22 protein-coding genes are annotated in these 23,937 nt (G+C 40.4%); 10 read left to right on the top strand and 12 right to left on the bottom strand.

Translation table 11 applies throughout. The features are described 5' to 3' along the window. Positions 1 to 268 precede the first annotated feature (268 nt). From I6J02_RS15790 to I6J02_RS15760, 7 genes are all read right to left on the bottom strand, one after another. A complete protein-coding gene (locus tag I6J02_RS15790) occupies positions 269 to 1,639 on the bottom strand; it encodes an ATP-binding protein (protein ID WP_201678796.1) in 1,371 nt (456 codons plus the stop codon). After that, positions 1,639 to 2,319, bottom strand: a complete 681-nt coding sequence (locus I6J02_RS15785; protein ID WP_201678795.1) for a response regulator transcription factor — start codon at positions 2,317 to 2,319, stop codon at positions 1,639 to 1,641. Before I6J02_RS15785 ends, I6J02_RS15790 begins: the two co-directional genes overlap by 1 nt. Before the next feature lie 149 nt (positions 2,320 to 2,468). Beyond that, the gene (bioA, locus tag I6J02_RS15780; protein ID WP_201678794.1) at positions 2,469 to 3,740 is read right to left on the bottom strand and encodes an adenosylmethionine--8-amino-7-oxononanoate transaminase; all 1,272 of its coding nucleotides are present in this window, start codon (positions 3,738 to 3,740) and stop codon (positions 2,469 to 2,471) included. After that, positions 3,725 to 4,717: a biotin synthase BioB gene (gene bioB, locus I6J02_RS15775; protein ID WP_201681747.1), complete on the bottom strand. Its 993-nt coding sequence runs from the start codon at positions 4,715 to 4,717 to the stop codon at positions 3,725 to 3,727. Before bioB ends, bioA begins: the two co-directional genes overlap by 16 nt. Before the next feature lie 66 nt (positions 4,718 to 4,783). Further along, positions 4,784 to 5,404: a dethiobiotin synthase gene (gene bioD, locus I6J02_RS15770; RefSeq protein ID WP_201678793.1), complete on the bottom strand. Its 621-nt coding sequence runs from the start codon at positions 5,402 to 5,404 to the stop codon at positions 4,784 to 4,786. Between the two features lie 39 nt (positions 5,405 to 5,443). Then, entirely contained in the window at positions 5,444 to 6,556 is a 1,113-nt protein-coding gene (locus I6J02_RS15765; protein ID WP_201678792.1) for an aminotransferase class I/II-fold pyridoxal phosphate-dependent enzyme, read from the bottom strand. Beyond that, entirely contained in the window at positions 6,546 to 7,157 is a 612-nt protein-coding gene (locus I6J02_RS15760; protein ID WP_236582028.1) for a hypothetical protein, read from the bottom strand. The genes I6J02_RS15765 and I6J02_RS15760 overlap by 11 nt, the downstream gene beginning before the upstream one ends. Positions 7,158 to 7,226: 69 nt before the next feature. On the opposite strand from I6J02_RS15760, the gene I6J02_RS15755 reads away from it, so the two are divergent. After that, positions 7,227 to 8,714: a PLP-dependent aminotransferase family protein gene (locus I6J02_RS15755; RefSeq protein WP_201678790.1), complete on the top strand. Its 1,488-nt coding sequence runs from the start codon at positions 7,227 to 7,229 to the stop codon at positions 8,712 to 8,714. A gap of 585 nt (positions 8,715 to 9,299) precedes the next feature. Here the strand turns inward: I6J02_RS15755 and I6J02_RS15750 are convergent. The 4 genes from I6J02_RS15750 to I6J02_RS15735 all read right to left on the bottom strand — a co-directional run bounded on the left by I6J02_RS15750 (position 9,300) and on the right by I6J02_RS15735 (position 14,606). Continuing rightward, positions 9,300 to 10,802, bottom strand: a complete 1,503-nt coding sequence (locus I6J02_RS15750) for an alpha-L-fucosidase (RefSeq protein WP_236582026.1) — start codon at positions 10,800 to 10,802, stop codon at positions 9,300 to 9,302. Between the two features lie 8 nt (positions 10,803 to 10,810). Then, positions 10,811 to 12,418: a beta-N-acetylhexosaminidase gene (locus I6J02_RS15745; protein WP_201678788.1), complete on the bottom strand. Its 1,608-nt coding sequence runs from the start codon at positions 12,416 to 12,418 to the stop codon at positions 10,811 to 10,813. A gap of 214 nt (positions 12,419 to 12,632) precedes the next feature. Further along, positions 12,633 to 14,069, bottom strand: a complete 1,437-nt coding sequence (locus I6J02_RS15740; RefSeq protein WP_201678787.1) for a dicarboxylate/amino acid:cation symporter — start codon at positions 14,067 to 14,069, stop codon at positions 12,633 to 12,635. Between the two features lie 186 nt (positions 14,070 to 14,255). Then, positions 14,256 to 14,606, bottom strand: coding sequence for a 4Fe-4S dicluster domain-containing protein (locus tag I6J02_RS15735; RefSeq protein ID WP_201678786.1), 351 nt, complete (start codon positions 14,604 to 14,606; stop codon positions 14,256 to 14,258). Positions 14,607 to 14,767: 161 nt separating this feature from the next. Here I6J02_RS15735 and I6J02_RS15730 point away from each other — a divergent pair, with 161 nt between their 5' ends. The 9 genes from I6J02_RS15730 to I6J02_RS15690 all read left to right on the top strand — a co-directional run bounded on the left by I6J02_RS15730 (position 14,768) and on the right by I6J02_RS15690 (position 22,887). Beyond that, positions 14,768 to 15,781 carry an acyl-CoA reductase gene (locus I6J02_RS15730; protein ID WP_201678785.1) on the top strand — a complete coding sequence of 338 codons (1,014 nt, stop codon included), beginning with the start codon at positions 14,768 to 14,770 and terminating at the stop codon, positions 15,779 to 15,781. A 62-nt stretch (positions 15,782 to 15,843) separates the two neighbouring features. Further along, a complete protein-coding gene (locus I6J02_RS15725) occupies positions 15,844 to 16,047 on the top strand; it encodes a fructose-6-phosphate aldolase (protein ID WP_201678784.1) in 204 nt (67 codons plus the stop codon). Positions 16,048 to 16,054: 7 nt separating this feature from the next. After that, the gene (locus I6J02_RS15720; protein ID WP_002994038.1) at positions 16,055 to 16,735 is read left to right on the top strand and encodes a cell division ATP-binding protein FtsE; all 681 of its coding nucleotides are present in this window, start codon (positions 16,055 to 16,057) and stop codon (positions 16,733 to 16,735) included. A gap of 163 nt (positions 16,736 to 16,898) precedes the next feature. After that, the gene (locus I6J02_RS15715) at positions 16,899 to 17,444 is read left to right on the top strand and encodes a nucleotide exchange factor GrpE (RefSeq protein WP_201678783.1); all 546 of its coding nucleotides are present in this window, start codon (positions 16,899 to 16,901) and stop codon (positions 17,442 to 17,444) included. Between the two features lie 11 nt (positions 17,445 to 17,455). Then, entirely contained in the window at positions 17,456 to 18,604 is a 1,149-nt protein-coding gene (dnaJ, locus tag I6J02_RS15710; protein ID WP_201678782.1) for a molecular chaperone DnaJ, read from the top strand. 306 nt (positions 18,605 to 18,910) lie between these two features. Continuing rightward, complete coding sequence (locus I6J02_RS15705; protein WP_201678781.1) at positions 18,911 to 21,310, top strand: alpha/beta hydrolase family protein; 2,400 nt, start codon at positions 18,911 to 18,913, stop codon at positions 21,308 to 21,310. A gap of 127 nt (positions 21,311 to 21,437) precedes the next feature. Then, positions 21,438 to 21,662, top strand: coding sequence for a DUF2798 domain-containing protein (locus tag I6J02_RS15700; RefSeq protein ID WP_201678780.1), 225 nt, complete (start codon positions 21,438 to 21,440; stop codon positions 21,660 to 21,662). Further along, a complete protein-coding gene (gene ribB / locus I6J02_RS15695; protein WP_201678779.1) occupies positions 21,662 to 22,321 on the top strand; it encodes a 3,4-dihydroxy-2-butanone-4-phosphate synthase in 660 nt (219 codons plus the stop codon). The genes I6J02_RS15700 and ribB overlap by 1 nt, the downstream gene beginning before the upstream one ends. Then, complete coding sequence (locus tag I6J02_RS15690) at positions 22,318 to 22,887, top strand: Crp/Fnr family transcriptional regulator (RefSeq protein ID WP_201678778.1); 570 nt, start codon at positions 22,318 to 22,320, stop codon at positions 22,885 to 22,887. Before ribB ends, I6J02_RS15690 begins: the two co-directional genes overlap by 4 nt. Positions 22,888 to 22,900: 13 nt before the next feature. Here I6J02_RS15690 and I6J02_RS15685 read toward each other — a convergent pair whose 3' ends face one another. Next, positions 22,901 to 23,878: a hypothetical protein gene (locus I6J02_RS15685; protein ID WP_201678777.1), complete on the bottom strand. Its 978-nt coding sequence runs from the start codon at positions 23,876 to 23,878 to the stop codon at positions 22,901 to 22,903. Between the last annotated feature and the right edge of the window lie 59 nt (positions 23,879 to 23,937).

Genomic DNA, 23,937 nt, shown 5'->3' with positions numbered 1-23,937 from the left:
TTTAGACTAAAATCATTACCTAATTTCTGCAAATGAAAATGATTCTATAATGTATTTAAGCGGACAAAAAACGGACAATTGCTATTTGCAAAAAAAGGAGTATCTAAGTAAACCAGACATTTTTTAACACATATTCTTCGCTCCTTAAAAAGGATAGGAATTCGTTTTTAAGATTATCAGATTTGCGCCAGTTGGCGTCCCCGCCAACTGTTTGTTATAACTTCCCTCTCCTTCCAAAGGAGAGATGCCCGAAGGGCAGAGAGGTTGATTAATCCAGTACGGGCAATGTAACTGTAAATACTGTTCCGGTATGCGGTGAAGAAATGACAGTAATATCTCCTTTGTGAAGTGAAATAATTTTCTTGGTAAGCGGGAGTCCTATTCCGTTACCATCAGCAAACATTTTATTCTGCCCTCTAAAAAATGGGGTAAAAATATGCTGCAGGTCCTCTTCCGGGATACCAATACCCTGATCAGAAAAACGTAATGTCATGATAGTTTTTGTAAAGGAAACAGTCAGCCGGCACTGTTTATCATCTGAAAACTTACAACCATTTTCAAACAAATTGGCAAATGCAACCGTCAGCAGGTAACTATTGCCTTTGACAGATATTTGTTTATCATTTTCAAACTCCTGTTCAAAGTGAATAGATAGTCTATAATTCTTATTTACCTTTTGCACCTGCAGCTGTGCATCCAGCAAAATTTCATCCACACGTACGGGTTTAAAAGATATTTCTACAGGATCATAAGTAGCTTTTGCAAAATCCAGAAGGCTGGTAGCCAATCGACCTAGTTTTTTTGCATCGTTCAAAGTATTACGGATAACTTCCTGATATTCAGCCACACTTCTTTCACGGGAGGTAGACAACTCCAGTTCTGCAGTTATCGCAGCAAGTGGGGTACGAAGTTCATGAGCAACATTTGATACAAACTGTTTTTGCGCATCAAATGAATTTTCAAGTCTGTTCAACAGATCATTAAATGTCTCCGCCAGTTGTGTTAGTTCATCTTTGGAATGCCCAGTATCTAATCTCATATGCAGACTGGTTGTTGATATTTGACGAGCCCTTTCTGTCATTTCCTGTACAGGAGCAAATGCTCTCCGTGAAAAGAACCGACCCGCACCATAAATAAAAAGGATAGAGATCACAAAAACAGTAATACTAACCCATAACATATTAGCCAGTTTATTATAACCATACTGGTCATAGGCTGCAGCCGTAATTATATAAGTTTGTCCTTTGTATGTATGTCTGATACCTATTACCTGCCAGTCATTAAGATAAAATCGTTCTTCACCTTTATGATAAATCCGGTCAATCATTGAAAAGTCTTCTTTCACGACGTCTATATCTACCGCATCATGATATAAAAGATGGAAATCATGTTTATAGATAGCAACTTCTACCTCATTGATTATCTTACGGTTATTATGATAAATATTTTGTAAAACTTTAGCATCTACTCCTGCTTCAAAAAATAAATTAGCCTTTGTAACAGCTTCTTTTTTTAACAGATCATAAAATTCTTTTTGACGGTTTTGTTTGGCAGAAAAATACAAGACAGCCCCAAAAATCAGTAATATTGCAGCCGTGATACACGTAAATAACAGGGTTAATCTTGCTCTTGCTACCATCAGGCCTTTCTTAAGATAAATCCCATTCCGGGTTTAGTATGAATCAGTTTATGATCAAAATCCCTATCTATTTTCTTACGGAGGTAATTAATATATACATCTATAAAATTGGTACCTGTATCAAAATGCGTTTCCCATACATGTTCAGCTATATCTGATCGGGAGAGCACTTTTTCAGGATGACTTAAAAAATACTGAAGCAGGTTAAATTCTTTGGGTGTAAGTTCGATTTCCAGACCACCCCTCTTTACCATTTTGGTATTGAGATTCATTTCAAGATCATGATATCTCAACACGAAAGATGCCACACTCGCAGACTGATCCTTACGTTTCAACAAAGCACGTACACGAGCGATCAACTCCCTCGTTTCAAAAGGCTTGACCAGATAATCATCTGCTCCGGCATCAAATCCTTCAACTTTATTATCAGTAGTACCCAATGCTGTCAGCATAATAACAGGAAGATCCGGTTTCAACTGACGCACCTCTTTACACACGTCCAATCCATCCATCTTTGGCAATACAATATCCGTGATAATAAGGCTAAAATCATGCTGCAAGGCTAATTTCCTGCCAGACATTCCATCATAAGCAATCATCGTCTGAAATCCCTGTTCCTGGACAGCACGCTCAATCAGCTGTGCTACTCTGAGATCATCTTCAATAATAAGAATATCCATACTTGATTTTTTTCAACATCAAATTTCGGCATTATTCTTAATATAGACCAATAAAGTTGATATCCAAACAAATATTAGACGCGATATTCAGAAAGAATACCTGGTATAATCCTGAATATCACAGCCACACTTTCATAAATACTTATCTCTTATAAAGAGTCTAAGGCCTCCAATATCGTTTCATAGATATAAGCCAGATCTTCATCTGCTATGCAATATGGAGGAACCAGATAAATAATATTCCCCAAAGGGCGAAGCAGAATCCCTTTGTTTAGAAAATAAGGATACAGTTTTTCGTGCATATCGCTGAAATAGGAAGTTTCTTCTCCTGTTCTCCATTCTAACGCCAGAATAGTTCCCTGCTGTCTGACAACTACCACCTGAGGATGCGATTTTAACTCCATAGCAAAGCGTTCATGCTGCAATACTATCCGTTGAATATTCTCCAGCGTATGCGCTTGCAACAGAAGTTCCATACTTGCTAAAGCCGCAGTACAGGCCAGAGGACTGGCTGTAAAAGAATGACCATGAAAAAGTGCCTTTTTCTTATCATCAGAATAAAATGCTTCATATATCGCATCTGAACAGGTCGTCACCCCTAAAGGCATAGTCCCTCCGGTCAGCCCTTTAGAGAAACACATAACATCGGGATATGCAGACAAATAATCCGCAGCAAACAGACGTCCTGTACGACCAAAACCTACAAATATTTCATCCTGTATCAGCAATATACCTTTGCTACGGCAATAATCCATCAGCATACTCAAATCCTCCGGTCTATGCATTAACATTCCTGCAGCTCCCTGCACAAGCGGTTCATAAACAAAACAAGCCAGCTCATCTGCATACCGGTCTATAATGCCAAACAGTACGTTTATATTTGCTTGAGTGGGAACATCAATAAAGATAACCTCAAAGAGCATATCTGCAAAGGGAGCTGTCCATACCCCCCTTCCGCTAATAGACATAGCTCCAAATGTATCTCCATGATATGAATTCTTAAAAGCCAGTATTTTAGATCGTTTCCGATCTTGGTTATAGTGATACTGTATACATATTTTGAGTGCAACTTCTATTGCAGTAGAGCCATTATCCGTATAAAACACTTTCTGCTGAGTGGACGGAAGCAGCCTGAGCAGATTTTCAGAAAGTCTGATCGCTGGTTCATGCGTAAATCCGGCAAATATCACTTGCTCTAGTGTAAGTAACTGCTCAGAGACACGCTCAGCAATATAAGGATGAGCATGCCCGTGCAAAGTCACCCACCAGGAAGAAACGGCATCAATATAACGATTGCCTTTATCGTCGTAAAGATATGCTCCGTTTCCACGGACAATGGGTATAGCGTCTTCTGCACCTTTCATCTGCGTATACGGATGCCAGTTAACCTTTCTGTCACGCTCTTTTAATGTACCTGACATGAGCTTTCGCTTTTTTTGTTTTCCATAGGTTTCAGTCCCAGGTTCCGGAACATCTGCATATCCTCGGATACTCCCGGATTGGGCGTTACAAGCAAGGTTTCGTGTTCTCCTGTAAAAATAGAATTGGCACCCGCCATAAAACACCAGGCTTGCTCCGTCTCTGTCATCTCGATACGTCCGGCACTAAGACGCACAACGGATGCCGGCATTACAATACGGGCTGTAGCTATCATACGTACCATATCCCATATATCAACTTTAGGATTATGTTCTAATGGTGTTCCTTTAACCCTTGCCAATGCATTGACCGGAACAGATTCAGGATGCTTTGGCATAGTAGCCAATGTCAGTAACATAGAAATACGATCTTTATGGGTTTCTCCAAGGCCTATAATCCCCCCCGAACAAACAGTAATACCTGCTTTACGCACATGGTTGATTGTATTGATACGGTTATCAAACTTACGTGTCGAGATAATCTCCTCATAATACTGCTCTGAAGTATCCAGATTATGATTGTAAGCATGCAAACCTGCGTCCCTTAACCGGACAGCCTGCTCTTCAGTCAACATACCCAGTGTACAACAGACCTCAAGCCCCAGGTCATTTACACCCTTTACCATATCGATAACCCGGTCAAAATCACGGTTGTCACGAACCTCTCTCCACGCAGCAGCCATACAAAAGCGGGTAGAACCCGAATCTTTGGCTTTCTGTGCATGGGCAATAACGGTCTCCGTCGGCAACAAAGCTTGCACCTTGATGTCCGTATGATATCGGGCAGCCTGTCCGCAATAGGAACAATCTTCAGGACAGCCTCCGGTTTTGACAGATAATAAGGTACATACCTGTACTTCTGATGCACGGTGCCATTCTCTGTGTACGGTAGCTGCACGATAGACCAATTCCAGCAACGGCTGATCGTAAATTTCCTGAATCTCTTCTTTCGTCCAGTTGGTTCTGATTGCTGTATTCATAATTCTTCTCATAAATTTGTATTTTTTAATATTTCGGTGGTACGGTATATCTATTGTACCTTATAACTATGTGATCTGTTCAACCAGATCCCGACACACGCTGTCCAGTTCCTGAGAACTTAAAGATTGGAGGTCCGGTATACGTAAAATGGCTGTTGATGAATCTACTGCTTTATGGATAATCCTTTCGCTATGCGAATTGAATGACCCGTTGAGTATAAGATAACGAAGTGGAATATGACGCTGCCGGAGTGCTGCGATAGAAAGCAAACTGTGATTGATACAACCGAGGTAATCCCTGACAACAAGTGCAGCCGGAATGGATAATTTTGAAATCAGATCAATGATAAACGCTTCCTCATTGACCGGAACAAACAACCCGCCTGCACCTTCTATCACCAATGACCGGGGAGTAACCGGAAGTTTGAAATCTTCTAATGTTATCTGTAAATTTTCAGCAGCAGCTGATTCATGAGGAGAAACAGCTAATTTTAGCTTAAAACGCTCGGGGTGAATAACAGTATCGCGACCAGTCAGTTCACTTACGAGCATGCTGTCTGAATGATGGAGATCACCGGATTGTATAGGTTTCCAATAATCGGCACCCCATAATCTAACCAATACAGCTGAGCAAATAGTCTTACCTATACCTGTTCCGATTCCACTAATAAAAATCTGTTGCTTCATTCTGAAAATGCTCTTTTATTTAAATTGCTCAGTATTATCTTATAGTACACTATTAATTTCTGCGGTCAGCGCATCTATCTCTTCTTCCGTATTATACTGATGCAGACAGATACGCAGACGCTCCTGCCCTTCCCTTACGGTAGGACTATAAATAGCATAGACCTGTAGTCCGTTCTTCTGGAGCTGTTGCTGCAGATGGATCAAGACTTCATGCTGCGGAATGATAACAGCCTGAACAGGACTCAGCGGATCTGAAGCGGAAGAAATCTTCTTCTGCCTGAAATAAGCTATACGTCTTTTCAATTGAGCTGAAAGTTCAGAATGTTCATTCAAAAACGCATACCCCAATCGTATATGACGAGCAAACAGATCCGGACATGCAGTACTATAGATAAAGGCAGATGCAAAATTGACAAGGTAAGATTTGAGCAACTCCTCCCCTAATACAGCTGCACCATGTGCTCCTAAAGCCTTTCCATAGGTAATCACCGTTGCAAATACGTGCTTCTGTAAACCATAATGGTGTACCAGACCATATCCAAAGACACCAAATGCGTGTGCCTCGTCTACAATAAGCGCAGCATTGTATCGTCGGGTCAACACAACAAGCTCATTCAAAGAAGCAAAATCACCATCCATGGAGTATAAACTCTCCACCACGACGTAAATCTGACCGCTGGCTCTCCGCAGCTTATCCTCCAGGCTATTCAGATCGTTATGTCTGAATTTCCATTTTTGGGCTGCAGATAAAGCCGCTCCGTCATGCACGGATCTATGAATCAGTTCGTCCATAATAATGGTATCTCCCCGACCAGGTAAAGCAGACAGTAGCGCCAGATTGGCCATATAACCGGAGGCAAACAACAGACTTGCCGGATATCCGTGAAATACAGCAATTTCCTGTTCTGCACGCATTTTCTCAACAGAATTACCGCTGATCAGCCTGGATCCTGTAGCGCCTCCGAGAATTGACGGATCAGCATGTATCTCTTCTGACAGTTGTTTATGAAATGCAGGATTCCGAGCCAAACCCAGATAATCATTGGAAAAAAAATCAATTCCCTGCTCTGGAATCTTTAAACTCCTTAGATTACCCTTATCTGCTCTTAACTCCAGCTTATCGTTCAGAAGTTGCGAAAGATTATTTATCATGCTTTACTTCCAGCGCTATCGCTGTTACCCATTCTTCGAATAATTGCTGTTCCATATCCTGTATCTTCTTTGCATGTACTTCCCAGTCGGACGCAAAGACTTCGAGCTGATGGATCATCTCTTCCAGATGCCCCTCTTCTTCCAGAATAATAGATTTGACCATGACCTTACTCTTCGATGCATCCAATACCTGTTGATAGATAGGATATAAGTCATCTGCACGTACTTCAATAGCATAGGTTACAAACAAATAAGCCGCATACTTGAGTTCATTATCCCTTAAATCAAATGTATTTTTAAGATAGCGACAGGCATGTATATCCAATTGCTGCAAATAATGACGTGTACAGGCTGAAGCAATAAGCTCATCAGTCCTGTATGTATTACAGGTATCAACATTGGTCTTCGCAATTTGTTTTTTGAGGTAATAGGCATGCCGATGCTCTTCAGCGGCATGTTTTAGTTGTATCAGATTTACATCTGTTGTATGTTCACAGGCAGATATTTTTCGCGCTCCTGCATTTTCCATAAAGGAAAGCGTATTCAGCCATTTAGCATGAAGCATATCATTATCCACAATGTGTTGAAGTAGATTGTACATATCGATCTCTTTAATTTGGGTCAAATGTAGTATCTTGCCGGACATTAAATATGTACCAGTTTTTATATTATGGCTAGTCCGGTTAGTGTTCCATACCAAAGTTTTATTGAAATTGATCGAAATTTAGAGACTTCTGTATACTTACAGATCAGCAATCAGCTGATAAATGCTATACAAAGAGGTTTTCTGACAGCGGGAACTAAACTACCCGGCACAAGGACTTTAGGCATGTTACTACACATACACAGGAACACCATAGTAGCAGCTTATGACGAATTACATGCACAAGGCTGGGTAGAAATGCGTCCTAATCAAGGTACATTTGTCCTGGCTAAGTCCGATGATAAACCTCAGAAAATCCGGTCTGCCCAACAAAATCAACTTGCCGTATATCCTTCTTCTACAGGATATTCATTCCGGAAATCGATGTTGCTGGATAACCCGTTCGAACATTCAGCCTGTGAATATGTCTTTAATGACGGCATACCCGATATACGGCTAACACAGATAGATCATCTTTCCAGTTTATACAGTGCCAACCTGAAACGTAAGAGCAACCGTAAAAAATTAGGGTATTACAACCATGACGGAAGCGAATACTTCAAAAAGAATTTATCCAATTACCTCAATCTGTCTCGTGGTCTGCATATTTCAAAAGATAATATCCTGATCACTCGCAGCACAGAAATGAGTGTGTACATTGCTTCTGAAATCCTGTTATCCGTTGGAGAAATCGTATTAGTGGGTGAGATGAGTTATTTTTCGGTCAATATGATCTTTCAGAAATCCGGAGCACATATTATGTCTGTCCCTATAGACGAAGAAGGTATAGATGTGGATGCTGTCAGGGAAATATGTGAACGACAACAGGTGCGTATGCTATATATCACGCCGCACCACCACTATCCAACGACAGTCACCCTAAGTGCAGAGCGTCGTATCCAATTGCTGCATTTAGCCTCCCAATTTGGATTTATTATACTGGAAGACGATTATGACTATGACTTTCACTACGATAAAGCTCCGGTACTTCCCTTAGCGAGTGCTGATACTAATGGCATGGTAGTCTATATCGGTTCTTTTGGTAAATCTCTGGCACCGGGATTCCGGACAGGTTTTATCGTTGCTCCGGAAAATCTGATGACTGAAATGCGAAAACATCTGGGCATTATTGACCGGCAAGGGGATATTATGATGGAGCAGGTACTTGGTGAAATGATAGAAGAAGGAGATATTCATCGCTACCTCAAAAAGTCACTTAAAATATATCAGGAACGCAGAGATTATTTCACCTCTCTTCTGGAAGAACGGCTGCATGAATATCTGGATTTCAGAAAACCTTCAGGAGGACTTGCGGTATGGGCAACCTGGAAACAACCGATCAATCTACTGCAATTAAGCCGTTCCTGTGCCAGAAACAATCTTTTTATCCCGCGCACTTTACTATACCAAAATGCATCACTTACAGCCGCCCGATTAGGGTTCGGGCATTTTACTACAACAGAAATGGAAGAGAGTATATCCATACTTCATGACGCTGTTATATCTCTACAATAAAACTTGCCAAGTTTGACCGGACTACTCTTCTCTCCTTTCTAAGGAGAGATGCCCGCAGGGCAGAGAGGTTTGAAACTTAATAAGATAAAACGAACCAACGAAAGCGTTTGCCGGTTTCCTCACCGGCAATCTACAGAGGCACAAGCAACATGACTTGCGCCAGAAACGGAGATAATATAGAGATTTCACCGGACTACTCTTCTCTCCTTTTCAAGGAGAGATGCCCTAAGGGCAGAGAGGTTGAAGCCTGTAAGATAAAAACGAATCAACGAAACGCGTTTGTCAGTGTTCTAACCGGCAGCCTACAGAAGCACAAGCAATATGCTTGCGCCAGAAAAAACGAATAAGACCGTATGTGCTATACAGTTGGTGGGGACACCAACTGACGCATAAAAACAGTTTGTTATTATTGAAGAAGGCACAAGCAATATGCTTGCGCCAGAAAAAGCTAGTAAGACCCTAATGTGCTATAACTGCACGCAAGAGAAACCGTCTTATTTCCATAGAAAATTTTAAACAAAAGAGCCAGATTTGAACATATTCAAATCTGGCTATCACTATTCAAGAGTCTGGTAAAACGGCCAGTTACATTTTCGCATCCATTAGCTTGTCTGTTTTTACATCGCCCTTTTTAGTAGCAATCTTAATAACAAAAGGCTTCTCGGATTGGAAATCTTTAGGCAGAATAACATCGAAATACGTACTCTTATCCAGATCCAAACCGATATCACTGCGTTTCAATGTTAAAGATTGTCCATTAATTAATAAAGAAGCACTTTCAGGTATTTCCGTAGCTTTCTTATCAATCGCTATGCGCACTATATTATTAACAGGTCTGTTAAACACAGTCAGGTATACCTGGTCATTTTTACGTGTAAAGTATCCATATTTAGATGGTGCAAGTCCTGCATATTTGACACCATACACCGCTTCAGCATTAATTTTCATCCAATCTCCCAGTTCTTTCGCTAATTTATCTTCTCCGGGATGCATTTTACCATTGCCGTCAGGACCAAAGTTTAGCACAAAATTACCGCCCATGGATACAGAATGCATGAGCATATCAATAAGATCATCTGAAGTCTTGGTATATAATCCTGTCCAGTCTTTCATATACCCCCACCCATTTGGAGGAATGGTCATGACACAATCCCAGTCCCTTCCTTCCAGCCAACTGTATTCTTCAGGCAGTTTCCGCTCCCATCCCTGTTCATAATCACCTAACATATCTCCGTTGGAGTCAAAATGACGTTTTCCGAATTCATCATTCCGAAAACGGCTTCCGATAATAAGTCCGGGATGTTTTTCACGCAATTCTTTTTCCAGTTTATAAGTAAAATCATAGCTTTTGATCCAGGACTGATCCCATGTACCATCAAACCAGAATCCCTTTATCTGCGGATAGTTTTTCAATAATTCGAGCAATTGATTTTTAGTGTAGGTCAGGAACTTCGTATATTTTGCCTTTTCCTCTTCTGTTTTAGGTTCTTTACCCATATAATCAGGGTTATTCCATTCCAGAATAGAAAAATACAGATACACATCAATACCCTCTGCGGTGTAAGCATCCACTACCTGCTTTACAATATCTTTTTTATAAGGTGATTTTGTAATGTTGTAATCCGTATATTTTGTAGGCCATAAGGCAAATCCGTCATGATGTTTGGTAGTGAATATTACATATCGGGCACCCATATCTTTCGCCTGCTTTGCCCATTGTCTGGCATCAAAGTCTTTCGGATTAAACTGTTTGTAAAGATTATCATATGTATTTCTCCAATCTTTAGGTGCAGTAGTTCCGCTCCATGTACGTATCCATTCAGATGCAGCAGCGCCACCTCGTGCACTTACTCCTTCCCATTCATTTCCGGGAATAGCATATAGCCCCCAATGGATAAACTGTCCCAGACCATACTGACGAAAACGCTCCATATCCTCATCTGTACGATGAGCAGGTGTTAGTGGTCCGTATTTGACTTCGATTCTTTCTTTTGGCTTTTGTTTAGGCCCGGTCCATTGTGCATGTGCGGAAAGCGTACTGAGCAAACCTGCACCAGCCAGTAAGGCCGTATATAATTTGTTTTTCATATTCATTATTATTCAGGGTTATCGATATAGGCGCGCTGTGTTTTGTAAACAACAGGCTCCGGATTGGTCTTATTAAACGGATCAAAATAATACAGATCTGCAGCTCTGTACAGCCGGAGATGAGCGGGAAGGTAATCGCAAAAGCGTTCAAAATTCTTCACTTTATCTGTACTCCACGCTACTTCAGCCATAGCTGCAAGTCTTGGAAAAATCAAATAATCCAGTCTATTCGTATTGGTTACAGTTTCCGTCCAGAGATTCGCCTGTATTCCCAGTATCTGATCCTTGCGTACTGTCAATGAATCGTATTTTGACGGACGAAAATGATATACATCTGCAAGAGCATTGAAACCTTTTCCCCATTTACGTCCATAACGGTGATTCTCATCCTGTACAAAATCAAAATAAAGCGGAAGACGCGGACACAATATGGTAGGATATCCGTTTTGAAGGACTGTTTTCAACTGGTCCGGCTTGTCATGTCGCCACCACATCAGGATAGTCTTATCTTTGGGTAATCCGGCATCAGCCATCTCATCCCATGCTATTACCTTTGCTCCCATATTATAAACGCTATCTGCCATACGGCGCATAAAATAGGTTTCTACCTGTTTATTATCTGTCAGCTGATATTTAGTTTTCAACTCCTTAATTTGCAAATCATTATTCCAGGCTTCACTACCAAAAGAGACCTCATCTCCTCCCAGATGCAACATCCGGGCAGGAAAAAGCACATTTGCTTCTTTGAGTATATGCGTCAGATATGCGTATGTACCCTCCTTACCAGGATGGAATGTAAAATCTGGATGTTTATCATTACCACCTCCGCTATATTGCGGATAAGCACGGTTAGCCGCTGTGGCATGGCCTGGCATATCTATCTCCGGTATTACTTCAATATTACGATCTGCCGCATAGCGGACAATCTCTTCTATATCAGACTGTTGATAATACTGAGCAGCAACAGTAGCATTTGTAAACGACCCTACTCCCCCGACAAGGGTAAGTAAAGGGTAACGCAATATTTCCAGTCGCCATGCAGGTTCATCTGTCAGGTGCCAGTGAAATTTATTCAATTTGTAAAAAGCCATCCAATCGAGTAAGGATTTAACCTTTTGCTTTCCAAAGAAATGCCGGGACTCATCCAGCATAAATCCACGCCAGCCATAAGCAGGCTGATCCTTAATTTCACAATAAGGCAATTCCATTGTCTTTGCAGAATTGGTAAGGATCATCTGAAGTAAACTAACTGCTCCATATAATGCACCTTTACCTGTAGATGCACGAATTTCTACTTTATCCTTAACAATTCTGATTACATAACCTTCTTCAGATACTTTCGTATCGGACACAAAATGAATAAGTGCTTTATTGGAATCTTCACCTGCAAACCAGGTGGCAGATTTATTTTTCAGTACCTCCAGCTGAAGGTACTGCACTGCGCCTGTAAATTGTGTACTTGCCGACCAGATATGTGCAGACTGCTGTAACTTCAAAACACCGTCTCCGATCTCCACGGATTGTGGTTGCGGTATAATCCGTATACTGTTCTTTACCTGTGCAGCACATATGCATGTAAAGCATAAAAGAAAGCTAAGAATCAAATATTTACGCATAGGTACTCACAATTAGAATTTATAATCAGGTTTAACATTCTTTAAATATATCAATTATGTCCTTGAGTTCGCTTCACACAAACGTTTGCATAATTTCCGAAAACGTTATCGTGTAGCATTTGTTACATTGCTGACAGGTCATTTATTTAAAATATATCCATAAAAAAAGGACTCGTTGTGTACGAGTCCTTCTATATTATCATCAGAATGACGTCTAAAGCGCATCCGGATCATCTGTACGATAAGGTGCTTCTTCATCAAATTCCCCTTCCCACTTTGCAACCACTACGGTAGCCAGACAGTTACCAATCACATTGACAGATGTACGCGCCATATCCATCAACTCATCAATACCTAATATGGCAGCAATGACAAATACCGGAAGACCAAACTGATCTGCTGTAGCAATCAGGATAATCAGTGATGCACGAGGTACTGCTGCTACTCCTTTGGAAGTAATCATCAGGGTAAACGCAATCATCAACTGTTGTCCGAATGATAGGTGCATACCTGCTGCCTGTGCTACGAAAATAGCTGCCAAGGACAGGTAAAGTGAAGTACCATCCAGATTAAAACTATATCCTGTAGGAATGACAAAGGAAACAATACGGCGGGGAACCCCAAAACGCTCCATCGCACTCATTGCTTTAGGCAATGCAGCATCTGAACTGGTCGTCGCAAACGCAATAGATACAGGTTCCTTGATCGCATTAACAAACTTAAGAATAGGTATTTTGAGATATAATGCCACTGGAAGTAATACCAAAAGCAGGAAGAATATGAGCGCCAAATACAGTGTTGCCAGCAACATAAACAGATTCTTGAGTATATCGACTCCAAGATGCCCGACAGTATAAGCCATCGCTGCCCCCACTCCAATAGGAGCAAAATACATGATGATATTGGTAAACTTAAACATCGCTTCGGAAAGACTTTCCGTAAAATTGACCAGCGGCTTTCGTTTCTTTTCTTCAACCAGTGCCAGACCTATTCCAAACAGCACCGAGAAAACAACAATCTGTAAAACCTGATTTTCATACACTGACTTTACAATATTTTCCGGAAACAGGTCTCTGAAAAATGCGGTAAACTTAAATACACCATGTACATTTTCCGGCAAATGATCCAGAGAGTTCTGGTCCGGATTTTCCTTCTTGACGGGAAGTTCTTCATGTGGCATATGCTGTATATCTATACCTACACCTGCATGTGTAATATTGATGGCGGCCAATCCTATAAAAATAGCACAGGTAGTAGCACAAAAGAAATAAAGCATAGATTTCCAGGCCATACGACCTACCTGCTTCAAATCAGAGTGTCCCGCAATACCGTAGACTAAAGTAGCGAACAGAATAGGACCTACAATTGTTTTCACCAATTTGATAAACCCTTTGCTCAAAGGCTGTAAAGCAATTGCAAAATTAGGAAAATCTATTCCCACAAAAATCCCGAGAATCATACAGGTAAGAATCCATGAAGTGAGATTCTTACGTTGAAAAGCATTAATAACTAAAACAACCCCAACAACCCACCGAACTACCATCATTACATCAGGAGAAATACTCACCCAATTAAACTCGTAAAGAACTGTTAATATAGTGGCTATTGAAAGAACTGCAAAGGTCAAAAGACCCATTTTTGATTTAAACATTCAGTATTTATTAAGGTTATTTAATGAACAAAAATAAAAAATATGGTAGTACCGACAAATTTTATTCGCGGATTATCCTTTTTACCGCACATTGTTTTATCGCAAGTCGATAAAAACAGGACTAAATAAAAAAGGCTTATTCCGTTAGAAACAAGCCTTTTATATACAAATTAGATAAAATCTTTATTATTCGCCGTGAAGCCAGGCTTTCTTAGCCAGTAATTCTTCTTCTGTCTCTCTGATGTCTTCATCATCCACACAACAGTCTACCGGACACACTGCTGCACACTGTGGCTCATCGTGGAAACCTACACATTCTGTACACTTATCAGAGACGATATAATATACCTCATTAGACATGGCATCCTGTGTTTCGTTAGCATCCAATGTAACACCATCTCCAAAATCGATAACTCCGTCCAAAGAAGTTCCTTCCGAAAATTTCCAGCTTACTCCTGCATCATATATTGCATTATTCGGGCACTCCGGTTCACAAGCACCACAATTAATACATTCGTCTGTAATTTTAATTGCCATTTATAACCTCTCAATTATGATAAATAAACTATTTTTGCATTGCAAAGATAATACATTAGATTTTTAATCGTATAGAATTAAAGTAATATTCAGTAAGTGAATCCTTTGCTGCGACAAAGATATGACAATTTGATGTTTTTAACATATAAGAATTAAAGATTTTGACAAAAGAACAACGCATTCATGCATTTGCGGAGCTGGGAAAGCAGCTCCTGCATCCATCTTCAGAATTTACAGAGATAATGACAAGAGCTGAGACCAGAAACCCATGGTATACAGTCTCAAATGTTCAGAATGCGGTGACAGCCCTGGCAAATAATCTGACAACAGAACAACTTAACAACTGGCTCGCTCCTTACCCGGATATTACTTCTGACAAAACGGTGGGTATGGTATTGGCCGGGAATATACCTTTAGTAGGTTTCCATGACATTCTGTGTGTACTTATTGCCGGATTCAGAGCTCAGATAAAGGTGTCTTCCGATGATGCCGGACTCACTGCTGCAGTATTACAACTGCTGACTGCAATCGAGCCCCGTTTCTCCGAAACTGTACATATTGCAGACCAGCTTACAGACTTCGATCTGGTCATCGCTACAGGAAGTGATAACAGTTCCCGCTATTTTGAATATTATTTTGGTAAAAAACCACATATTATCCGCAAAAACAGAAACTCAGTAGCCGTAATTTCGGGATCGGAGACGAAAGAGCAGCTGGAAGGTCTGGGACATGATATCTTTGATTATTTCGGATTAGGATGCCGATCCGTATCTAAGATATTGATTCCGAAAGATTATGATGTAGCACATTTATTTGAAGGAATAGCATCATTTGAAGCTATACAGCATCATTATAAATATGTAAACAACTATGATTACAACAAATCATTATATCTCATCAACAGGGATAAACATTATGACAACGGATTTGTTTTGTTGAAGGAGGACTCACGTACGGCTTCTCCTCTTGCAGTTGTTTTCTATGAAGAATATGACAATATAACAGATGCAGAGAATTATCTGAATCAGCATGCTGAGCAGATTCAATGTGTCACATCGTCACTTGATCTTCAGATCAATATACCCTTATTCCGGCTAGGTGGTAGTCAGTGTCCTGCTTTGAATGATTACGCTGATGGAGTCAATACGCTGGAGTTTTTATTTGCAAACGCTTAAGTATAGCTTTATTTTAGCATTCATAAGTCAGGTTTATCAAAAAATTCTAACTTTGTATAGATATGTATATCGTTAAAGTAAAAGGAGTCGCTAAAATACCGGATTACGTACAGCTCAGAGACGATGAGTTTACGCTGCTGGCTTACTTTAGAGTCGATAGACCCGACAAATCTTTAGAAAAAATTGGCCTTGGGGATAAGGCAGCATATATTATGCAGATTGTGCAGGAGCTTCCCTTTGGTCAGATTAAGAAATTAGAATTATAAGCATAAGATGATAGGAAATACCGTAATTACGCTCAAAAACGTTGATATCTACCAACAAAAACATTTAGTTCTGTCCAATGTCAATCTCAAAATAGATCAGGGGGAATTCCTTTACCTTATCGGTCAGTCCGGTAGTGGTAAAAGTAGTTTGCTGAAGATTATCTACGGAGATCTTTACATTGGCAACGGAGAAGGAATGGTAGCAGGATTCGACCTGAGAAAGCTACATGACAATGATGTACCCTACCTCAGACGTAAATTAGGCATTGTCTTTCAGGATTTTCACCTTCTTAACGATCGTACTATCGAAAAAAATCTGGAATTTGCACTTAAAGCGACCGGCTGGACAGACAAAGGATTGATTCAGGGCAGAATGCTGGATGTACTGGAAAAAGTAGGTCTTCGTTCTAAATTAAAGAAAATGCCGCATGAGTTATCAGGTGGTGAGCAGCAGCGTGTTGTTATTGCAAGAGCACTGCTAAACAATCCTGAAATTATTCTCGCAGATGAGCCTACCGGAAACCTTGACCCTGCTACATCAGAAGAGATTGTGCTCTTATTACGTGACATCGCCTCTTCAGGTACGGCGGTACTGATGGCTACACATGATTACCAGATTATACGCAATATGCCTGCCCGCATCCTTAAGACTTCGGATGGCGCACTGCATGACAATGTGGAAATATAGTCGCACTGACGACATGACATAAAAAGACTGTAATCCGACAGTTTGTTAGTTCATTTTAATTTAAACTGACAAGCTGTCGGATTTTTTTCGTTTGGCAACAACTTTGAGCCAGCATCAGCAGGTATTTTAACAACTTAAAGTATTATTATATTCTATAGCGATCATGAGTGAAAAAGAACATATAAATGGTGAGCAGGAAGCTCCGCAAGAAGAAAATCAACCCATTGAAAACACTTCTGGTGAACAGGCAGAAAACACAGCAAATGAGGTAACATTGGAACAACAGTTAGCAAATGCACAGGATAAATACACTCGTCTGTTTGCTGAATTTGACAACTACAAAAAACGTACTTCAAGAGAGCGTGTAGAACTGATCCAATCAGCAGGTAAAGATGTTATCGCTAAATTACTATCTGTACTGGACGATTTTGACCGTGCACTGAAATCCATGGAAACAGCTCAGGATGTACAATCTGTAAAGGAAGGTATTGAGCTGGTCAATAATAAATTCAGAAAAACACTGGAACAGGAAGGATTAAAAGAGATGGATGTCATCGGACAACCTTTTGATGCAGATCTTCAGGAAGCTATCACATCAATCCCTGCTCCTTCTGCAGATCTCAAAGATAAAGTCGTGGATGTAATTGAGAAAGGTTACTATCTCAACGACAAAGTAATCCGTTATGCAAAAGTGGTAGTAGGAAAATAATAAGGAAGACGATGTCAAAAAGAGATTATTATGATGTATTAGGCGTGGCACGCGGAGCAGATGCTTCGGAGATCAAGTCTGCATACCGTAAACTGGCCATCAAATATCACCCGGATAAAAACCCGGATAATAAAGAGGCGGAAGAAAAATTTAAAGAGGCTGCTGAGGCTTACGAAATATTAAGTAATCCCGAAAAACGCCAACGTTACGACCAATTCGGTCATGCCGGTAATTCGGCTTCCGGATATGGTGGCGGAGGTATGAATATGGATGACATATTCAGCCAGTTTGGTGATATTTTCGGAGGCGGCAATCCTTTTGAAAGTTTCTTTGGAGGTGGTTCACGCGGTGGCGGTGGCAGACGTGTACAGAAAGGTACTAATCTGCGCATCAAAGTAAAACTCACATTGGATGAAATTGCCAAAGGAGTAGAGAAAAAAGTAAAAGTAAACAAACAGGTAAGCTGTACTACATGTAATGGTACGGGAGCTAAAGATAAATCTTCTTATCACACCTGTAATACCTGTGGAGGATCAGGTTCTGTAAGACGTGTCACCAATACAATATTGGGTCAGATGCAGACAACAAGTACCTGTCCGACCTGTAATGGTGAAGGTGTAGAAATCACTGCAAAATGTACAACCTGTAAAGGTGAAGGACTGACAAGAGGTGAAGAAACAATCTCTATCAATATTCCTGCAGGTGTAAGTGAAGGTATGCAGCTTTCCATGAGTGGTAAAGGTAATGCAGCTCCGAGAGGCGGTATACCGGGTGATCTGATCATTCTGGTAGAAGAAGTACCTCATGAGCAACTGAAGCGTGACGGAATAAACGTGATCTATGATCTGTATATCAACTTTGCAGATGCAGCGCTGGGTACATCTGTAGAAATTCCAACTATAGATGGAAAAGCAAAGATCAAAATCGACCCTGGAACACAGGGTGGTAAAATCCTGCGTCTGAAAGGCAAAGGTATTCCTGAAGTAAATTCTTACCACAAAGGAGATCAGCTGATCTACGTCAATGTATGGACTCCAAAGGCAGTCTCTTCAGAAGAAAAAGCTCTTTTGGAAAAACTAAGAGAATCGCCGAACTTCAAACCGCAGCCCGGAAGAAGTGAAAAATCATTCTTTGAGCGTATCAAAGAATACTTCGAGTAAGCAGATTACTATATTTAATTGAAATATAAGAGGGTATCCATTCGGGTATCCTCTTTTTTTTGTATGCTCTGACGTAAACTATTTCCCTGATTCTTCTACAGATCATGATCTGCCGGTAATTCTATTATTTCTTTATTTTGCAACAATGTTACTTTTATAAGTCGAATCAAATCAGTATTTTCGAAGATTAAGATAACTCTTAAACTTTTGAAATAACCCTTTCACCGGGAATTTTTGAAATAAGAACAGATACGATTCATATCTGCCGGTTGGCGGATAACCATTTGAAAAACAACTTGTATACATATGAAAAAACGTCTTACTTTACTTTTTATAGGCCTGGCGACTTTTAGTTTTGCTCAGGAGAGCATTACTTACCAGAAACCATCCGCTGAAATATTACAGCTTGCTGAATATGACAGACCACCTTCTGTCTCTATGGATAGCAAAAAAGAGTGGATGATCCTCTCCTACCGCCCTACCTATAAAACCCTTGAAGATCTCAGTCAGGAAGAAATGAAACTGGCCGGCCTGCGAGTGAATCCTATTACCAATATCTCGAGTACAGCTGTGTATCAATACAACCTGAAGATCAAAAGAATAAAAGACGCAACGGAAACACAGGTACAGGGACTTCCTCAACAGGCAAAAATCACCAATTTATCATTCTCTCCGGACAGAAAGACCCTAGCCTTTACAAACACCACTGCCAAAGGTGTGGAACTGTGGATCATCGAACTGGCAACAGCTCAGGCTAAAAAACTGACTTCGGATAATCTCAATGCTAATCTCGGAAGTCCTTACTCCTGGTACAGGGATTCAAAATCGCTGCTAGTAAATGTACTTCCGGCTAACAGACCTGCATTACTGGATGAGAAAAAAGATCTTCCGGCAGGACCTACCGTATCCACAAGTGACGGTAAAGTTTCTCAAAACAGAACCTATCAGGATTTGCTGAAAAACCCTAAAGATGAAACTAATTTTGAAACACTGGCTTCATCAGAACTTTTTAAAGTAGACCTGAATGGCACGACAACCAAATTTAAAAATGCTGCTATCTACACTTCCGCTTCTTTTTCTCCGGATGGCAAATACATTATGCTGACAACAATCAAAAGACCTTACTCCTATATTGTGCCGTTAAATCGCTTTCCTATGGAGAGTATCGTGTATGATATGAACGGTGAGGAAATCAAAAAAGTAAACGATGTACCTCTGACAGAGATCATGCCTAAAGGGTTTTCTTCTGTCCGCACCGGTAAACGTGCAATGGGCTGGAGAGATGATCTACCCTCAACATTATACTTTGCACAGGCGCTGGATGAAGGAGATCAGGCTAAGAAAGTAGAATATCGTGATCAGGTATTTACCTGGGATGCCCCTTTTACTTCTGAGCCTAAAGCGTTGGCTAAAACAAAAGACAGATATGCCGGTATCCTATGGGGAGATGCTACACGTGCTTTTCTGTATGAAAGCTGGTATGATACCCGCAACCGAAAGACGCATCTGCTGAATCCGCAAACCGGAGAAACGAAACTATTTAACGATCGCAATTTTCAGGATGTGTATAATGATCCGGGAAAAGTACAGACAGAACGAAATCAATATGACAGAAATGTACTTCAGATCAAAGATGGTAAAACCTACTGGATAGGCGACGGATTTACAAAAGAAGGTCAGTTTCCGTTTATAAACGAAATGGATCTTACAAACTTCGCAACAAAACGTTTATATACGTCCAACTTGAAAGATCAGAAGGAAGATATCAACGATATTCTGGATTCAAAAAAAGGCGAAATACTGGTCATGCTCCAGTCTAAAAATGACTATCCGAATTACTTCATCAAAAATATTAAAAACAATAAAGTATCAGCACTGACACAGTTTGCCAATCCTTTTGCAAGTATTAAAGATGTGCATAAGGAAGTAATCAGCTATAAACGTAAAGACGGAGTCGATCTTTCAGGTACTCTTTATCTGCCGGCTGGCTACGACAGAACAAAAAAGGAGAAACTGCCTTTACTGATCTGGGCATACCCTGCTGAATATAAAGATAAAAATACAGCAGGTATGAGTACTGCCAACCCTAATGAATTTACATTCCCTTACTATGGATCATTTGTATATTGGGTAACCAAAGGTTATGCTGTTTTGGATGATGCAGCATTCCCGATTATAGGAGAAGGAACGGAAGAACCCAATGATACTTTTATTCCGCAGTTAGTCGCCAATGCAGAGGCAGCTATCGATGCAGTGGACCAACTCGGTTATATAGATCGTAGTCGTGTGGGCGTAGGCGGACACTCTTACGGAGCATTTATGACGGCCAACCTACTGACTCATTCCAATCTGTTTGCAGTAGGAATAGCACGCAGTGGTGCATACAACAGAACATTGACACCATTCGGATTCCAGAATGAGCAACGCAATTACTGGGACGTACCTCAGGTATACAACGAGATGTCTCCGTTTATGAATGCAAATAAAATGAAAACCCCAATGTTATTGGTACATGGTGAAGCGGATAACAATCCGGGGACTTTCACCCTTCAAACAGAGCGATACTTCCAGGCATTAAAAAATCTGGGTGCTCCTGTGCGTATGTTGCTGCTTCCGAAAGAATCACACGGATACGCCGCCAAAGAAAACATCCTTCACCTCTTGTGGGAACAGGACCAATTCTTAGAAAAGTATCTTAAAAAATAATGTGATCAACTCCCGGAAGACCTCCGGGAGTTTTTTTATAGCTTCTTTTCATTTATTGACATTTGTCAATGCTTATGAATACAGAGCACTGCACTTTTGTGCCATTCAATATTAAATAATTAACAGAATGAAACAGAAGTATTTTAAATATGTCAACACTTTATTTGTTGTCATTCCAATGACCCTTATTATGGCTATTGTAGGCCTGATGCGAACGTATGGTTTTGGAGAAGAATGGTTTTTCAAATTTCTAAAATCGTGGACAACTATGCTTCCGGTTGCCTACATGGCTGCCTTTATTATTATTCCTAATGCGCGAAAAATTGCTGAAAAACTACTTATTAAAGAATAATGGAGCAAAGAACACTTACCGGTTTTGGAAATAGCAGTCAGCAACGGGTAGAGCAGGCACTTACCGATCTTCAAAAAGGAAAAGGTGTGCTGCTTATTGATAATGAAGACAGAGAAAATGAAGGAGACCTTATCTATTCAGCTCAGCACATACAACAGGAAGACATGGCTCTGATGATCCGCCATTGCAGCGGAGTCGTTTGTCTGTGTCTGACAGATCATAAAGCAGACGAACTTAATCTTCCTTATATGGTTGCGGAGAATAACAGCCTTTTTCAGACTCCTTTTACCATCAGCATAGAGGCCAGAAAAGGAGTCACGACAGGACTTTCCGCAGCAGATCGTGTTCAAACCATAAAGGCCGCTTCAGCCAGAAATGCAAAACCGGAAGATCTGGCAAGGCCAGGGCATATTTTTCCGTTAAGAGCAAGAAAAGGTGGAGTACTGGAACGTAACGGACATACCGAAGGGAGTATTGATCTTATGCTATTGGCTGGATTAGAACCGCAGGCTGTCCTCTGTGAACTTATGAACGATGATGGTAGCATGGCCAGACTCCCGCAAATCATCCGTTTTGCAATCACTCACGGATTAACGGTCTTATCAATAGAAGATATTATTTTTTACCGTAGTTTTGTCTGTGATTATACAGATAAATGAGAGAACAACTTAGCAGATACATCCAAAATACCATTAGTGTAAATACAGACGAACTTCAGACTATATTGTCTTATTTTAAACCCTTAAAACCCAAAAGGAATGAGTTGTTGCTTCTTCAGGGTGAGACCAGCCAACGGACATTTTTCGTTGGCAAAGGTTGCTTAAGGATCTACTTTATTAATGAAGACGGCCAGGAATCTACGCGCTACTTTGCCTTTGAAGATCAGTTTGCAACAGCACTGACCAGTTTTATTACAGGTGATCCTTCTGATGAATTTATACAGGCGATAGAGCATACTGAGCTTCTTTATATTAATCACAATGACTTCTATCACCTGCTGGACATTATCCCTCAGTGGGAAAAATTCTACCGCAAATACCTGGAGTTTGGGTATGTCAACAATACCCGCCGGTTACAGTCTTTTATATCCATGGACGCTTTAGACCGCTACCGTAATCTACTGATCCAAAGCCCGGTAATTGTGCGCCGATTACCTAATAAAATCGTTGCCTCTTACCTTGGTATCTCGCAGGAAACACTAAGCAGACTGAAATCCAAAGTTTAATATCAACAGTAAACTATCTTTCAGCCAATAGATCCGGAATAATAATATTTTCCGGTTTACCTGCATCATAGAGAATATTGATCTCCCCGCTACGCGGAATAAGAGGTAAATCAATAAGACTAATAATCTTCTTGTATGCAGCATACCGCAACTGACCTTTGGTATCTGTGAAAGAAACCTCGAAGCGTACTTCAGGCTGATCGTTGATCATCAGTCCTGTTTGCCTGACCTGATTAATACGGGCTATAGCCTGTGCTCCTGAATACAACAAATTCCGATCTCCTTTTTTTCCGAATATAAATTTTTTCACCAGTCTTTTATAAAGAAATACCAGCACAAGCATCGAGAATCCTGTCATAACAACGGGATGGGTGAAAGAAACAAAATGCCAGCCGTAACCTTTAGATTCACGATGGTAGAAATAGATATATAAACCTGCTATATAGGCAATGAAAAGTATCAATATCGCCACCCTGATCAGTATTCCACTTGTATTATATTGGGTGCGCTGCTCTTCCATAATAAAATAAGGCTCTTTATCAGGCTCATCATTTAAAAGAACTTTAACTTCTTTTCCTTTTTCAAACCGGTATTCATAAGGTTTGGTATCCCAAAACATCTGTTCATCCGATATAGATACTCCATTCCTGTTTTCAAACTGTAGTTTTATGCGCATCAGATTTGATTCCCTTTTATCATCGTACTTGACAACAGTACTTTCCGTAACTACAGCTCTTCTCCTGATCCCGGACTGAAAGATTCTGGAAATCTCCTGTTTCGTCCTTACATTTTTGATTAAAAACTGATTGATATAAAAAGAAAGCAGATATATCCATATAACTACCGAAAAGGCCAGAAAAACAGAACTCCACAACACCGAATTACTGGGCAACTGGGAATCATCGTAAATAGCAAGATGCAGACCTATAGGAAAAGGAATACAGAAAAATAACATGTACAGTAGCCAAAAAAGAATCATTCCCTGCTTCATAAGTATATTGTTTTACTTATAAAATAAGGATTACGGCCTTTTTGTTCTCGGCAAAATGA

Source organism: Sphingobacterium spiritivorum, from assembly GCF_016725325.1.
Classification (GTDB): domain Bacteria; phylum Bacteroidota; class Bacteroidia; order Sphingobacteriales; family Sphingobacteriaceae; genus Sphingobacterium.
The sequence above is the reverse complement of the archived record's forward strand: the minus strand, read 5'-3'. Positions and strand labels throughout refer to the sequence as shown.